Raw genomic sequence first — 15098 nt, forward strand, 5'->3', positions numbered from 1 at the left:
TAAACATAATATAATCTCCTTTTGTTTTATGAACCTAGTATAAAATAAACTATAAGTTCTCAACAGGACAAAAATGTCACTCATTTAACTCTGGGTATCTTTTTCCCATTCCGTTTGGAGCTTTTCTTTTAAGTGCGTTTGATTAAGCAAGCTAGCCAACGTAATCGCTTCATTATAGTATCTCTCAGCACTTTCGCGATCATGTTTCTCCTTTAATTCATATTTCCATTTCACCAGATTTAAAATTGGTTTTTTCTGAAAATCTTGCGATAATTCCATAATATTCTCAATTTTTTCTATATAAACTGGAACATACCCATACAGCTCCTTCGAAAACAAAATACGAACAATAGCTAGCAATAAATCCCTAACAATAAATAAGGATTCCGAATGCACATCGTAAGTCGCTTGAGGTAATTTCTCTACCAAATCTATAAATAGTGTATAATTTGCGGTTCCAGAGGCTAAAGTTTCTAACTCACAGTGTTCGACAAATAACCGCAAAATCATTAAATCATTTATAGACAGTTTGGCACGGTGGTAACTTTGATGTAGATAATCATCAAGAATTTCTTTGCCGTATTCCTGACTATCTGTATCCAATACATCAAATAGAGAGCATAGGGTATCTACAACGATTTTCTCCTCCTCAGGCAAGTCATCATAATAATCATCATAAATTTCCGTCATGATAGCATCGCGTTTTTCAATTAGTTCCTCATTGCCATAAGTCGGTGTACGAAGTACATCAAACTTCAGTTTGGAGTATCTTTCTGGCAGGGATACATAGTCAGGCATAAGCTCGTAGAGCCCCATGCCTAAGCGGGTTGCGATATATTGGATTTTTGAAAAAGTCGGCTTAGAGGTACCAGCTTCAATACGGGTTAATTGGCGGACGGAGAGCTCCAGTTCATCGTCACAAAACTGTTCACGTGTCAGATTAGCAGTTTCTCGCAGTTGACGTACACGTTGTCCAAATTCCTTATCGTTCATAAAATACCTCCGAATATACTTTTTTAAAATATTATAAAAAACAAAGTTTTTCAACGCTGTTAATCGTGGATGAGTACCTAGACCTTACACACCACCTGAATATTCTGCTGTTTTCATATCTATTTGCCAATCCTCTTCTAATTTACCAATTAGGTGCGCATTGCCAATTAATCTTGCAAAAAGAAGTGCTTCTTCATATAAGGCAGTTGCTACATCTTTATCTTTATTTATTAGCAACTCATATTTCCACTTAAGCAGATTAAGAATAGGTTTCTTTTGAAAATCTTGGGTCTTCTGCATTATCTTATCAAGTGCTTCAAAGAGTGTAGGAATATAGCAAAATTCGTCCTTTTGTCCCAAAAGTCCAACAGAAGTTATCATCACATCCCTTAAAATAAACAAATCCCCAGATTCAACTAATTCTACTTGGCTTGGTAACTTTTCCACCAAGTCTAAAAAGTGCTGAAAATCACTGCTCTGTTTAACTTCCATTCTCAAATTGATTAAATAGAGCTGGATTATCAACAAATCATTGGCTGAAAATTGTTTTTTTCTATGTATCTGTTCAAAATAGTCATCTAAAATATCTTGACCAAATTCTGCTGTCTTCGTTTCAAATACGTCAATGGTCGATTGAATAGCATCGATTGCTATTTTCTCCTCCTCGGGCAAGTCATCATAATAGTCATCATAGATTTCTGTCATCATATCTGCCCGTTTTTCCATCAATTCCTCATTACCATAAGTTGGTGTGCGAAGCACATCAAATTTCAGCTTGGAGTATCTTTCTGGCAAGGATACATAATCAGGCATAAGCTCGTAGAGCCCCATGCCTAAGCGGGTTGCGATATATTGGATTTTTGAAAAAGTCGGCTTAGAAGTACCTGCTTCGATACGGGTTAATTGGCGTACGGAGAGCTCAAGCTCGTCATCGCAAAACTGTTCACGTGTCAGACTAGCGGTTTCTCGAAGTTGACGTACACGTTGTCCAAATTCCTTATCGTTCATAACTCACCTCGCTATTTTTATTTCACATCCCTAGTGTATCAAAATTAGCTATAGATGGCTAATTGAATATTTTCATGACTTGCAATAGTTTTAAACTATATCTGCACTTCGAACTTTTCTTTTATATCCACCAACTTCTCAATCTTCCAATTTTTCTTCACACCATCAATTTGCAAATTGATACTGTGAATTCCTGCGTTGACAGCTGTTTCTACATCGAGCATACGATCCCCGATATAGTAGGTATTTTCCTTGTCCAGTCCGTATTTTTCGATGAGAAATAGCAGAGCTTCTGGACTAGGCTTACGAGCAAAACCTGAATCGCTGGTCAAGATTTCTGTGAAATGGTGACGAACACCCAAATCCTCCAAAACCTGAAAAGCATTGTCACTCTTGTGAGTATAAACGAAATTTTGAATTCCTTTCTCTGCTGTCCAGTCCAGAATTTCACGCGCACCAGCCATCAAGGGAATCTGCGTATTTTTCTCCTTCAAGGAAGTCGCACGCACACGATTAAGTTCATCGCTATCCAGACCGTACTTATCCGCATCACGCACCAGCAAATCCTTGACAGAATAGCGCAGTATAAATTGTTTGACTTCCTCACGGTCAAAAGGAAGGTCAAATTGCTCATAAGTTTCTTGAATTCCAGCCAATATCGCCTCATAAGAATCCAAGAGCGTTCCATCCAAATCCCAAATAAATGTCGGTTTCATCTTATCTCCATTCCTAGTCTAGACCAAACTCGAAATGCAATCGTAGCTTTCTCATCTGCTCTGCCATTATTTTTCCGTATAGGGATAACCCAAGTGCTCGTAGGCCTTGGCTGTCGCAACCCGCCCCGTCCGTGTCCGCATGAGGAAGCCCTGCTGAATCAGGTAGGGTTCGTACATGTCCTCCACCGTTTCGCGCTCCTCGGCAATATTGACCGACAGGGTGTTGAGGCCTACAGGACCGCCGCCATACATCTCAATCATGGTACGGAGAATCTTCTGGTCCACGTAGTCCAGCCCCTCGTGGTCCACATCCAGCATAGTCAGAGCCTTGTCCGTAATGCTGTCATCAATCAGACCGTCGCCCATAATCTGCGCGAAATCCCGCACCCGCTTGAGCAAACGGTTGGCGATACGGGGAGTTCCACGTGAACGACGAGCCAGCTCGATAGCGGCTTCATGGGTAATCTCCATGTCAAAGATGTCTGCTGTCCGCTCAACAATCTCCGTCAAATCAGCCAGTTCATAATATTCCATGTGACCAGTGATACCAAAACGGGCCCGCAGGGGATTGGACAGCATACCTGCACGAGTGGTCGCTCCAATCAGGGTAAAAGGCGGCAACTCCAAATGCACGGAGCGACTGGCCTCCCCAGCCCCAATCATGATGTCGATGTAGAAGTCTTCCATTGCAGAGTAAAGAATCTCCTCAACCGCCATGGGCATACGGTGGATTTCATCGATAAAGAGGACATCACCTGGCTCCAAGTCGTTGAGAAGGGCTACCAAGTCACCTGCTTTTTCAATAACAGGACCACTGGTCTGCTTGATATTGACACCCAGTTCGTTAGCAATGACAAAGGCCATGGTGGTCTTCCCCAGACCCGGAGGGCCAAACAGAAGCGTATGGTCCAAGGCTTCATCACGGAGCTTGGCTGCCTCGATAAAGATTTTGAGCTGGTCCTTGACCTTGTCCTGACCGATGTATTCATTTAATTTCTGTGGACGCAGGGTACGTTCTACGAACTCCTCGTCCTGCATTTGTTCCATGTCTAAAATTCGATTTGTCATGAAACCATTATAGCACAAAATGAAAATACCAGACTCAGTGAGTCCAGTATTTCCAGGAGATTATATGAAAAAGAAAAGTTTTCGCTATTTCTAGCTTGGATATAGTATAACTCGCCAAGCTTAAGGGAAACAAAAAAATTCTCTGGAAAATCCAAAGAATTTTGATTTTTTTATAACCCAAGTCGTTCAAAGATGTCATCCACCCGCTTAGCATAGTAGTCTGGGTTGAAGAGCTCATCGATTTCTTCCTGGCTAAGTTTGGCAGTCACACGCTCATCCGCTTCGAGAAGGGGCTTGAAGTCCACCTGATTGTCCCATGACTGTGCGGTTTTTGGTTGTACCAAATCATAGGCTTCCTCACGGGTCATACCTTTTTCAATCAAGCTGAGCATGACACGCTGGCTGTAAATCAAGCCAAAGGTTGACTCCATATTACGTTTCATATTTTCAGGGAAGACCGTCAAGTTCTTGACGATATTGCCAAAACGGTTGAGCATATAGTTGATGAGAATGGTCGTATCCGGCGTGATAATCCGCTCCGCTGACGAGTGGGAAATATCGCGTTCGTGCCAGAGAGCCACATTCTCAAAAGCCGTCACCAAGTGACCACGCACCACACGAGCCAGACCGGTCATATTTTCAGAGCCGATAGGGTTGCGTTTATGGGGCATAGCAGAGCTGCCCTTTTGGCCTTTGGCAAAGAACTCTTCGACTTCGCGTTGTTCAGATTTTTGTAGCCCACGGATTTCTGTCGCCATACGCTCGATAGACGTTGCAATCAAGGCTAGGGCTGAGAAATATTCTGCGTGAAGGTCACGAGGAAGGACCTGGGTCGAAATTTCTTGCGGACGAATGCCCAATTTACCACAAACATACTCTTCCACAAATGGAGGAATGTTGGCAAAGTTTCCAACTGCACCTGAAATTTTACCAGCTTCAACTCCCTTGGCCGCCACATCAAAACGCTCCATGTTGCGTTTCATTTCGCTATACCAAGTCGCTAATTTAAGACCGAAGGTCGTTGGCTCCGCATGGACACCGTGGGTCCGGCCCATCATGATAGTGTACTTGTGCTCACGCGCCTTGTCAGCGATGATAGTGGTGAAGTTTTCAAGGTCACGACGGATAATGTCGTTGGCCTGCTTGTAGAGGTAGCCGTAAGCCGTATCCACCACGTCGGTAGAGGTCAAGCCATAGTGGACCCACTTGCGCTCCTCACCGAGGGTTTCAGACACCGCACGGGTAAAGGCCACCACATCGTGACGGGTTTCCTCTTCAATCTCTAAAATACGGTCAATGTCAAAGCTCGCATTGGCACGAATCTTCGCCACATCTTCCTTGGGAATTTCACCCAACTCAGCCCATGCCTCATCAGCGAGGATTTCCACCTCCAACCAAGCCTTGTACTTGTTCTCTTCACTCCAAATAGCCGCCATCTCTGGGCGGGAATAACGTTGTAACATTTTGTTGCTCCTTATTAATTTTTTCTATTGAATATTATCAACTAAATCAAATACTATTCCAAACTCATGATATTTTGGTCTACATTTTGTACCAATATAATCTGTAATATCATTTCTATACCTTAAAAATTCTGATCTCTTTGCAGCATTATTCACAAATTTTTGGTATATTTTTGGATTTCTAAAATATTTAATCAACTCAATATATAATACCCACCATCTAGAACTACCTATGCCGCTCATGCAATACCTATCGTTTACATTCGTTCCATTTTCTTCTGCATATTTTAATTTCATCAAATCATAGATTGCTTTATTATCAGAAAAATTGTTATTAATATAAAATGAGAGTAATAGAGAATCAATTGTAGAAACATGTTCCTTGACGCTAGCCTTAATACCTCTTAAAACACGTCTTTTTATCTCACTTTTAGCATGTTTTGAAATTATATAATAATGCCATATTTGTAAATCAGTCTCAGAAAAATATTTATTGATATACTCCAGATCTTTTTCTAAAATATCTATAATTGCTTCTACTTCTATGGTTTCTGAATTTTTCAATATCGTGTCAATCAACTGGTAAATATGTGCGGAAACCACTGGAGATGTGTACGCCACTTTAAGTAGCATTGGTATTATGAATACTGATTGTTTTTGATTAATCCTATCAGTTTTATAGACCCTTTCTATATACTTTCGACACATCGTCAAAGCGGTCCTAATCTGAGGAACATTAGCTTCGTTAGATAGTTTACTCAAATACTCTCTCATTTCAACAATATCACTGCGCTTCATGCGGTTATTCCCATTCAGAAACTTCATATTTAGAAATAATTCATTTATATTACTGCCGCTACTAGAAGGAAAACCTTTTTCCACTTTTGTTTTTTCTTGTTTTCTTCTTAAACCAAAAGACCTTAGTATCTTATCATAATCTTCTAATATCTCCTCTACTCTTGATCTATCTTGTCCCCAGAAAGTAAAATCATCAACATATCTTACAAAATTTGTTTGCTTCTCAGATAAAATACTATCAATGGCTATACCTAAAAATTCAGCACTAATTGAAGAAGAAATTGGACCTTGTAAAATTCCTTTTGTGTGATTTTCATTCTGAGCCATATTGTAAACATCAAGAAAGTTAAAAAAAGACTTTACTCTACTATCTGCATTGCAAAAATTTTTATACGGCTCTCGTGAAGATAAATCTAAATAATGAGTATAGATATTATCAAAATAATTTTCAATATCCGTTTTAAGAAAAATCGGATTACTTCCTTCTAATGTAATTGTTTTTTCTTCGTTAATTCTATATGATTTATTTTTATTTGGATCCTTTTCATTTATAAATCCAGCTAGTTTTTCTATATCCTTCCCAAATCCTTGTTCATCATACTCAAAAGAGAGGAAGTGCTCCCTACCAAGTATGGGAGAATTCGAATGAAATAATATTTTTTGAATTTCAGATTCAGCATAAAAGTCTTCTAACCAAATCCTATCAATTGCAATTATATTAAATACAAAGGCAAAGTAGAGCAGTGGATTAGGTATTGCCATGCCTCTTTTGCTTAAGTCATTTTTAAATACAAAATATTTGGTAGGCTCAGCCCCTTTGTGAAAGATATAGTTCGGATGTTTTATCCTATCAAACTTTATTTTCACCAAATCATTTTGTAACTCAAATACATTAATTTTGTTCTTATACATTTTATACAAAATTTTTCTTGCGTTGGTAAAATAACTTAAAAATGGAGGTAATTTAGTTGAAGCAAACTGTTCAAACAGCACTTCAATGTCTTTATTTATTCTTTGTCTATCCATTATGATAATTTCTCCCTTATAGCTCCTCCAAACTATCCGCATCCTCCCCCAACACCGTCACATGTCCCATTTTGCGATTGTGCTTCGCTTCTAGTTTACCATAAAAGTGGGGATGGGCGGTAGGGTTTTCTTGAAGAAAAGTTTGGACGGCTTCCATATCTTGTCCGAGGACGTTAATCATGACAGCTGGAGAGAGCAGGCGTATAGGAGATAGAGGCTCCCCTAGAATGCCTCGGATATGGGTATCAAACTGTGAAAAATCACAGGCTTCAATGGAATAATGTCCTGAATTATGTGGGCGAGGGGCGATTTCGTTGACCAGAATATCCTGACCTGCCACAAACATTTCAACACAGAGGGTGCCTGCTAAATGGAGCTTATCTGCGATTTGCAGGGCCATGGTTTTGGCTTTTTCAGCTAGTTCATCTGAAATACGGGCAGGCACAATGGTCTTGTAAAGAATATTATTGCGGTGGATATTTTCCTGTACAGGAAAGACGGTATAGTCGGAGCCATTCCCAGACACAAGGACGGAGATTTCCAGGTCAAAATTCACAAACTCTTCCAAAACACACTCGGCAGAGTTGGCTAGTCGACTAGCCTCTATCAAGTCCGCCGCTTCTCGAATGACCTTCTGGCCATGTCCGTCATAGCCCCCAGTCGCTGTCTTTAAGACGTAGTTTTTGCTGAGGTCTAATCCTTCTAGGTCTAGGCTAGATGTGACGACTTTGTAAGGGGCGACTTGCACGCCAGCTTTTTTTGTCAAAAAATCCTTCTCAAAAATACGGTTTTGAGAAATGCGGAGGAGGTCTGTCCCCTGAGGGAGCTGGCCGTCCTTGATGACCGCGTCCAGTCCGTCGGCATCGACATTTTCAAACTCGTAGGTCAGGACATGACACCGCTCCGCCAACTGTTTGAGGGCCGCCACATCGTGATAGGGAGCGACGATGACTTCGCTGACCTTGGAGGCTGGGCAGTCCGCCGCAGGATCCAGCGTGATGACCTTGTGACCCATGTAAATAGCGGAAATAGCCATCATCTGCCCCAGCTGACCGCCTCCGATAATTCCGATTGTCTTAGATGAGGTCATCTGTCATCGCCTCCGCAATTTTTTCCTGTTCCTTGGCAAAATCTGCCAGCTGGGCCGCAATAGTTTGGTCTTCAATGGAGAGAATGCGGAGAGCTGTCAGGGCTGCGTTGGTGGCACCTGCTTCACCAATCGCCATGGTCGCAACAGGTACGCCGTCTGGCATTTGCACGATAGAATAGAGCGAATCCACACCACTGAGGGCACGGGATTGGACTGGAACACCGATGACAGGCAGGGTCGTCTTAGCTGCCACCATACCTGGCAAATGAGCCGCACCACCCGCTCCCGCGATAATAACCTTAATACCACGACCACGCGCCTCCTCGGCGTGACGGAACATGAGGTCTGGGGTGCGGTGGGCAGAGACTACTTTCTTTTCATAGGCTACACCAAATTTGTCCAGCACATCGGCTGCTCTTTTCATGGTTTTCCAGTCGGAACTAGAGCCCATGATGATGGAAATGATTGGTTTCATGATGTTACCTCGTTTATATCTTCTGCATCTACTACCTGATAGCCTCTTTCTTTCAAGGCTTGGGCAAATAAACCGCTACCTGCAACTTTTTGTCCTGAAAAGGTGCCGTCGTAAACCTGCTTGACACCACAGGACGGACTTCTAGATTGTAGAATGGCCATTTCTATCTCTTGTCCTTCTAGTCTTTCAAGCGTTCTGGCAATGCCTTGTTGAAATGCTTTGTCATAAGATGTTCCGCTCACATCTCGTACACTTCCGTCCACAATTTCGACTGGCTCTCTTGGAGTGGGAAGGCCGCCTGCAACCTCTGGACAAACCGATAGAACTTGCTTATCCGATACAGCATCAACAACTGCTTGATTGTAATTATTTCCGCCGTTGTACTTGCAATTTTCTCCAAGCAAGCAGGCACTGACTAAGACACAGGTCTGCTTATTTTCCAATTGCTTTTCCTCCAATATCTGTCCGATAAAAGAGGCCTGTGGTATCTTGATTTTTCAGTTCAGTATAAATTTTCTCTTGGGCTTCTTGGACGGTGTCTGCTGTGGTGACTAACATATAGACCCGACCGCCGTTTGAGAGCAGTGCTCTGCTATTTTCAGCAAAACGAGTCCCTGCATAGTAGGTCGTGATGTCGCCTTCAGTCTTCGCTGGCAACTCTACTCCTTTTTCGTAGTCCAGAGGATAGCCGTTTGATGCCACGACAACACCTAGCGTCACACCGTTTTCCAGCCAGGTCAGCTGTGTCGGGCGTTTGTGGAGAATGTCGTCGATGTTCTGAGCAAAATCAGAGGTCAGACGAGGCAGGATAATCTGGGTTTCTGGGTCGCCAAAACGGGCGTTAAACTCGATAACCTTGGGACCTTGGTCGGTCAGAATCAAGCCAGCATAGAGCACGCCCAGATAAGACCGCCCCTCCGCAATCATACCCTCAAGAATAGGCTTGACAATGGTGTCAACTACTGTGTCCACAACGCTTTGAAGAAGGTGGGGAACAGGAGCGTAAGCCCCCATACCGCCTGTATTTGGACCTTGGTCACCGTCAAAGGCACGCTTGTGGTCCTGGGCTGTCGGCAAGATATAGAACTGGTCGCCGTTGACCAGGGCAAAGAGGGAAAACTCCTCGCCCGCCAAGAACTCCTCGATGACCACGCGGGCACCTGAGTCACCGAACTTGTTGTCCAAGAGCATCTCCCGTGCCGCTTCGACCGCCTGCTCGACGGTTTCCGCCACGACCACACCCTTGCCCAGTGCCAAGCCGTCCGCCTTGACCACGATGGGTGCGCCCTGCTCTTCGATGTAGGCTTTGGCTTCTTCGAAGTTGGAAAATGTGCCAAAGGCTGCTGTTGGAATGCCGTATTTGACCATGATTTGTTTGGCAAAGTCTTTTGACCACTCCAGCTCCGCGGCTAGTCTACTTGGGCCAAAAGCTTTTAGTCCCGCCTGTTCAAAATCATCAATGATTCCTGCTGCCAGAGCATCGTCTGGACCAACAAAAGTCCAAGCAATATCATGTTCCTTAGCAAAATTTATCAGGGCAGAATGTTCGGAAATCCCGATATTTACTAACTCGATACCATCCAAGGTCATTCCGTCATTTCCAGGAGCAACAAAGACCTGTTCTACCTGTTCAGATTCTAACAATTTCTTTGCAATAGCATGTTCACGACCACCAGACCCAACGACCAAAAGTTTCATTTTTCACACCTCAAAAACGGATTTTCTATAAACAGTATAGCAAAAACAGACGGATTTTGATAGAAAAAACAGGGAAACGTTCGGGAATGGAAAAAGCTCACACGAGGTGAGCTAGATATAGTTTCTCAATGTCTAAAATGTCTTACTCCTGTAAAGACCATGGTCAATCCGTACTTGTTGGCCATGTCAATGGAATCTTGGTCGCGAACAGAGCCACCTGGCTGGATGATAGCCTTGATGCCTGCCGCTGCAATTTCCTCCACGTTATCAGCAAATGGGAAGAAGGCATCTGACGCCAAAACAGCCCCCTCTAAGCGATCTTTGGCTTGCTCAATAGCGATACGGACAGACGCCACACGGTTGGTTTGCCCCGGTCCCACGCCCAAGGTCATCTTGTCATTGGTGATGATGATACCGTTGGACTTGACATACTTGGAGGACTTCCAGGCGAACTCCATGGCTGCCCACTCTTGCTCGGACGGTTGACGCTCGGTCACCACCTGCCAGTCCGCTGGGCTTTCCACCACCACGTCCTGATCCTGCACCAAAAGCCCGCCGACAACGCCTGTGAACTCTTTTTCCACTTCGCTGGCATCCTGTGCATCAAAAGCCAATTCCAAAATCCGAAGATTTTTCTTTTTATTGGTCAAAATAGCTAACGCTTCTGCCGAGTAGCTCGGTGCGATGATGATTTCTAAGAAAATCGGGTGCATCTTTTCAGCCGTCGCAGTATCTACTTCTCTGTTCAGCACGACGATGCCTCCGAAAATCGATACTGGGTCAGCCTCATAAGCGTAATCCCAAGCCTGCTCAATAGTCTCTGCCTGACCGATACCACAAGGGTTCATGTGTTTGAGAGCCACAACAGTTGGACGGTTCTTAAAATCACGGATAATACGGATAGCCGCATCCGCATCACGAATGTTGTTGAAAGACAGCTCCTTACCGTTTAGCTGTTTAGCAGCTGCAATAGAATAGGCTGTTGGTAGGGCATTTTGGTAGAAATCCGCATGTTGCTGGGGATTTTCTCCGTAACGCATAGGCTGATTGAGGTCATAAGTAATGGTTAATTTTTCAGGCTTATCTTCGCCTACTTGCTTGGTAAAATAATCTGCTATTAGGGCATCATAAGCTGCGGTATGACGGAATACCTTGGCTGCCAATCGCTGACGCGTTGAGTAGGTCGTCTGTCCCTGCTCTGCTATTTCCCCTAAAACCGTCGGATAATCTGCCGGATCCACCACAACGGTTACGCTAGCGTGGTTTTTAGCTGCCGAACGCAGCATAGAGGGCCCACCGATGTCGATGTTCTCCACCGCCAAGTCGTAGGTCACGTCCGGACGCAAGATGGTCTCTTTGAAGGGATAAAGGTTGACCACCACCAAGTCAATCAGGCCAATTTCATGGTCGTTGGCTGCTTGCAAGTGGCTGTCCACATCCCGACGAGCCAGCAAACCACCGTGTATTTTCGGATGAAGTGTCTTGACACGGCCGTCCATCATCTCAGGAAAACCGGTCACATCGTCAATAGCAATAGTCGTTACGCCTGCCTGATCCAAGGCAACTTTTGTGCCTCCTGTCGAGATAATTTCCCAGCCAAGCTTGGTCAATTCCTGTGCAAACTCCACAATGCCTGCCTTGTCTGATACGCTAATTAACGCACGTTTTGTCATGATTTCTCCTTATTTTTCACTGCCCTCAACTCCTCCAAAACTGCTGGATAGAGTTGGTACTCCGCTTCATGTATTCTTGCTTCAAAGGCTTCCAAGGTGTCATCGGCCAATCTTGGCACTCGGACTTGTTTGATAATTTGTCCTGTGTCAATGCCGCTGTCAACCCAGTGAACTGTCACACCACTTTCTGCCACACCTGCATTCCAAGCGTCTTCAATTCCATGGGCTCCTGGAAATTCAGGCAGATAAGCCGGGTGGATATTGATGATACGACCTTCATATTGAGCTAACAAGGTCGGTCCCACAATCTTCATATAGCCTGCCAAGACCACCAAGTCAATCTGGTGCTGGTCTAAGAGTTGGATGAGGGCTTCTTCGTAAGCCTGCTTATCGGCGAACTCTTTTAATTCAAAAGTAAAGGCTGGCACACCAAGTTTTTCAGCCCGTTCCAGGACATAGGCGTTTCTGTGGTCTGAAAAGACGAAGGCTACTTCAAACTGCTCTGCGATGACTTGAAAATTAGAACCAGACCTGCTGGCAAAAACAGCTATTCGTTTCATTTGATGACCACGCTTTTGTCTTCCTTAGTGATAATGCGGCCGATTTCATAGACTTCTTCGCCTACCAAATCACGGACTTTCTCCACCTGCTCTGGACTGACAGCCAATACCATGCCGATACCCATATTAAAGATTTCAAACATTTCTTCATGTTTGATTTGGCCGTATGTTTCAAGGGCTGTAAAGATTGGAAGGACTGGAATCTTGTCTTCTTCGATCTCAGCTGCAAGATTATCGGCAAACATACGAGGCACATTTTCGATAAAGCCACCGCCTGTGATATGGGCAATGCCGTTGACCAGCCCTGCTTTTACCAGAGGCAATACCTGCTGGACATAGATACGTGTCGGCTCTAAGAGGGCATCCTTAAGAGCTCTGCCATTGAGCTCTGGCAACAGAGCGTCGCCAGAAACATCCGCAAAAACACGACGGACTAGGGAATAACCGTTGGAGTGGATGCCGCTGGAAGCTAGGCCAAGGAGAATGTCACCCTCCTGGACCTTACTGCCGTCAATAATCTGGGACTTCTCCGCAATACCGACAGCAAAACCAGCCAGGTCATAGTCATCCTCGCCGTACATGCCAGGCATTTCAGCCGTTTCACCGCCAATCAGGCCGCAACCAGCCTGGACACAGCCTTCTGCAACACCTGCAACCACCTGCTCCAGCTTGGCTGGCTCATTTTTTCCAGTCGCAATGTAATCGAGGAAGTAAAGTGGCTCCGCACCCGCAGCAATGATGTCGTTGACACACATAGCCACGCAATCCTGACCAATGGTGTCGTGCTTATCGTACTGGATAGCCAGCATGAGCTTGGTTCCCACGCCGTCCGTCCCAGATACCAAGACTGGCTCTTTGACATCCAGTTTGGTCAGATCAAACATACCACCAAAGCCACCGAGAGCTCCCATAACGCCCAAACGTTCTGTCCGAGCAACGTGTTTCTTAATCCGCTCAACCACTTCGTAGCCAGCTTCGACGTCAACGCCAGATTGGGCGTAGGCATTTTTATTTGTCATTTTGATTCCTTTCAACAGTTTACAGGTCTGTCAAGTAACGTTGATACCTCTGTCTTTACTTGACATTTTCAATGTAGAAACTCGTTTTCTCTTCTAAGCTACGGAGGTATTCTTCCTCATAGTCATAGAGAGGGGTTGGAAATTCTCCGTCAAAGTAGGCTACACAGAGCCCGCCTTTTGGCGCATCGGTTTCGATACCGATAGCCTCAATCATCCCCTCAAGAGAAAGGTAGGTCAGACTATCGGCTCCAATAATCTCGCAGACTTCATCAACGGTGTGGTTGGCAGAAATCAGCTCCCGGCGGGTCTGAATATCAATGCCATAGAAACACGGGTACTTGAGTTCTGGGCTACCGATAGCCACATGAACTTCTTTTGCTCCTGCATCACGAAGAAGCTGGACAATGCGACGGCTAGTTGTCCCGCGAACAATAGAGTCGTCAATCATGACCACGCGCTTGCCTTTGACAACACTTGAAACAGCTGACAACTTCATACGAACACCCTGCTCTCGCAATTCCTGGGTTGGTTGAATAAAGGTCCGCTGGGTATATTGGTTTTTAATCAGCCCCATTTCATTTGGCAAGCCAGATTCCTCTGCAAATCCCATAGCCGCAGATAGGGAAGAGTTTGGCACACCAACGACAATGTCTGCTTCCTGTTGAAATTCCTGGGCCAAACGACGTCCCATATTTTTACGAGCCGTATGGACATTGACACCATGAATAACGGAATCTGGGCGGGCAAAATAGACATACTCCATGGAGCAAACAGCCAGTTGCGTATCTCTTGTATAGCTATCATATTGAATCCCTGAATCATCAATGACAACAATTTCACCAGGCTCCACATCTCGCACCCAGTCAGCACCCACTACTTCAAAAGCACAAGTTTCACTAGCAACTACCCAGGCACCATTTTTCATCTTTCCAATTGATAGGGGACGGAAACCGTTTGGATCCAGAGCTGCGACCAATTTGTCTTCCAGCATAATCAAGTAGGCAAAGCCACCTTTAACAGTATTGAGAGCTTCCTTGATTTTTCCCATAAAGTCTGGATTGTGACTGCGGCGAATCAAGTGCATGAGAATTTCAGTGTCAGAAGAAGAAGAGAAAATAGAACCATTTTTTTCCAGTTCAGCCTTCAAGCTAACCGCGTTGGTCAAGTTCCCATTATGAGCCAAACCCACCTGCATATCTGCAAAGTCAAAGAGGAAGGGCTGGATATTATTGATAGAAGCAGAGCCAGAAGTCGCATAGCGGACATGACCAATGGCAGCCGTTCCTGTCAAGGCTTCTAAATCTACTGGATTTTTGAAGACTTCTGCAATCAGACCTGTTCCACGATGGCGACGCAAACACCCACCATCATTGGCTAAAATCCCTGCCCCTTCTTGCCCTCGATGCTGCAAACTATGGAGACCAAAATAAGTAACCTGAGCAGCCTGCGGATGTCCCCAAATGCCGAAAACACCGCATTCTTCATTGAGTGATTTAACTTCGTATGTCATA

14 protein-coding genes are annotated in these 15098 nt (G+C 44.5%); all 14 read right to left on the reverse strand.

The window, feature by feature from the left end; translation table 11 throughout:
- Positions 1–84 precede the first annotated feature (84 nt).
- The 14 genes from C1G57_RS02945 to purF all read right to left on the reverse strand — a co-directional run bounded on the left by C1G57_RS02945 (position 85) and on the right by purF (position 15097).
- Positions 85–993, reverse strand: a complete 909-nt coding sequence (locus tag C1G57_RS02945) for a helix-turn-helix domain-containing protein (RefSeq protein WP_105113668.1) — start codon at positions 991–993, stop codon at positions 85–87.
- Positions 994–1077: 84 nt separating this feature from the next.
- On the reverse strand, positions 1078–2001 hold the full coding sequence (locus C1G57_RS02950) for a helix-turn-helix domain-containing protein (RefSeq protein ID WP_105113669.1): 924 nt from the start codon (positions 1999–2001) through the stop codon (positions 1078–1080).
- 95 nt (positions 2002–2096) lie between these two features.
- A complete protein-coding gene (locus C1G57_RS02955) occupies positions 2097–2717 on the reverse strand; it encodes an HAD-IA family hydrolase (RefSeq protein WP_105113670.1) in 621 nt (206 codons plus the stop codon).
- 66 nt (positions 2718–2783) lie between these two features.
- On the reverse strand, positions 2784–3785 hold the full coding sequence (gene ruvB / locus C1G57_RS02960) for a Holliday junction branch migration DNA helicase RuvB (RefSeq protein ID WP_105113671.1): 1002 nt from the start codon (positions 3783–3785) through the stop codon (positions 2784–2786).
- A 170-nt stretch (positions 3786–3955) separates the two neighbouring features.
- Positions 3956–5248 (reverse strand): adenylosuccinate lyase, encoded by a 1293-nt coding sequence (gene purB, locus C1G57_RS02965; RefSeq protein WP_105113672.1) that lies wholly within the window; start codon positions 5246–5248, stop codon positions 3956–3958.
- A gap of 24 nt (positions 5249–5272) precedes the next feature.
- Entirely contained in the window at positions 5273–7072 is a 1800-nt protein-coding gene (locus C1G57_RS02970; RefSeq protein ID WP_161941092.1) for an RNA-directed DNA polymerase, read from the reverse strand.
- Between the two features lie 16 nt (positions 7073–7088).
- Complete coding sequence (purK, locus tag C1G57_RS02975) at positions 7089–8162, reverse strand: 5-(carboxyamino)imidazole ribonucleotide synthase (RefSeq protein WP_105113674.1); 1074 nt, start codon at positions 8160–8162, stop codon at positions 7089–7091.
- Positions 8149–8637, reverse strand: a complete 489-nt coding sequence (gene purE / locus C1G57_RS02980) for a 5-(carboxyamino)imidazole ribonucleotide mutase (protein WP_105113675.1) — start codon at positions 8635–8637, stop codon at positions 8149–8151. The genes purK and purE overlap by 14 nt, the downstream gene beginning before the upstream one ends.
- Entirely contained in the window at positions 8634–9080 is a 447-nt protein-coding gene (locus tag C1G57_RS02985) for a DUF523 domain-containing protein (RefSeq protein ID WP_024379957.1), read from the reverse strand. The genes purE and C1G57_RS02985 overlap by 4 nt, the downstream gene beginning before the upstream one ends.
- Entirely contained in the window at positions 9070–10335 is a 1266-nt protein-coding gene (gene purD / locus C1G57_RS02990) for a phosphoribosylamine--glycine ligase (protein WP_105113676.1), read from the reverse strand. Before purD ends, C1G57_RS02985 begins: the two co-directional genes overlap by 11 nt.
- A gap of 125 nt (positions 10336–10460) precedes the next feature.
- A complete protein-coding gene (gene purH, locus C1G57_RS02995; RefSeq protein ID WP_105113677.1) occupies positions 10461–12008 on the reverse strand; it encodes a bifunctional phosphoribosylaminoimidazolecarboxamide formyltransferase/IMP cyclohydrolase in 1548 nt (515 codons plus the stop codon).
- Positions 12005–12568, reverse strand: coding sequence for a phosphoribosylglycinamide formyltransferase (gene purN, locus C1G57_RS03000; RefSeq protein ID WP_105113678.1), 564 nt, complete (start codon positions 12566–12568; stop codon positions 12005–12007). Before purN ends, purH begins: the two co-directional genes overlap by 4 nt.
- Positions 12565–13587, reverse strand: coding sequence for a phosphoribosylformylglycinamidine cyclo-ligase (purM, locus tag C1G57_RS03005; RefSeq protein WP_105113679.1), 1023 nt, complete (start codon positions 13585–13587; stop codon positions 12565–12567). The genes purN and purM overlap by 4 nt, the downstream gene beginning before the upstream one ends.
- Positions 13588–13642: 55 nt before the next feature.
- A complete protein-coding gene (gene purF, locus C1G57_RS03010; protein WP_105113680.1) occupies positions 13643–15097 on the reverse strand; it encodes an amidophosphoribosyltransferase in 1455 nt (484 codons plus the stop codon).
- Position 15098 lies beyond the last annotated feature (1 nt).

The sequence above is a fragment of the Streptococcus suis genome, assembly GCF_002960425.1.
Classification (GTDB): domain Bacteria; phylum Bacillota; class Bacilli; order Lactobacillales; family Streptococcaceae; genus Streptococcus; species Streptococcus suis_S.

Coding starts and splice junctions, on each gene's coding strand:
- C1G57_RS02945 (WP_105113668.1), bottom strand. CDS start 993: ATGAACGATAAGGAATTTGGACAACGTGTACGTCAACTGCGAGAAACT.
- C1G57_RS02950 (WP_105113669.1), bottom strand. CDS start 2,001: ATGAACGATAAGGAATTTGGACAACGTGTACGTCAACTTCGAGAAACC.
- C1G57_RS02955 (WP_105113670.1), bottom strand. CDS start 2,717: ATGAAACCGACATTTATTTGGGATTTGGATGGAACGCTCTTGGATTCT.
- ruvB (WP_105113671.1), bottom strand. CDS start 3,785: ATGACAAATCGAATTTTAGACATGGAACAAATGCAGGACGAGGAGTTC.
- purB (WP_105113672.1), bottom strand. CDS start 5,248: ATGTTACAACGTTATTCCCGCCCAGAGATGGCGGCTATTTGGAGTGAA.
- C1G57_RS02970 (WP_161941092.1), bottom strand. CDS start 7,072: ATGGATAGACAAAGAATAAATAAAGACATTGAAGTGCTGTTTGAACAG.
- purK (WP_105113674.1), bottom strand. CDS start 8,162: ATGACCTCATCTAAGACAATCGGAATTATCGGAGGCGGTCAGCTGGGG.
- purE (WP_105113675.1), bottom strand. CDS start 8,637: ATGAAACCAATCATTTCCATCATCATGGGCTCTAGTTCCGACTGGAAA.
- purD (WP_105113676.1), bottom strand. CDS start 10,335: ATGAAACTTTTGGTCGTTGGGTCTGGTGGTCGTGAACATGCTATTGCA.
- purH (WP_105113677.1), bottom strand. CDS start 12,008: ATGACAAAACGTGCGTTAATTAGCGTATCAGACAAGGCAGGCATTGTG.
- purN (WP_105113678.1), bottom strand. CDS start 12,568: ATGAAACGAATAGCTGTTTTTGCCAGCAGGTCTGGTTCTAATTTTCAA.
- purM (WP_105113679.1), bottom strand. CDS start 13,587: ATGACAAATAAAAATGCCTACGCCCAATCTGGCGTTGACGTCGAAGCT.
- purF (WP_105113680.1), bottom strand. CDS start 15,097: ATGACATACGAAGTTAAATCACTCAATGAAGAATGCGGTGTTTTCGGC.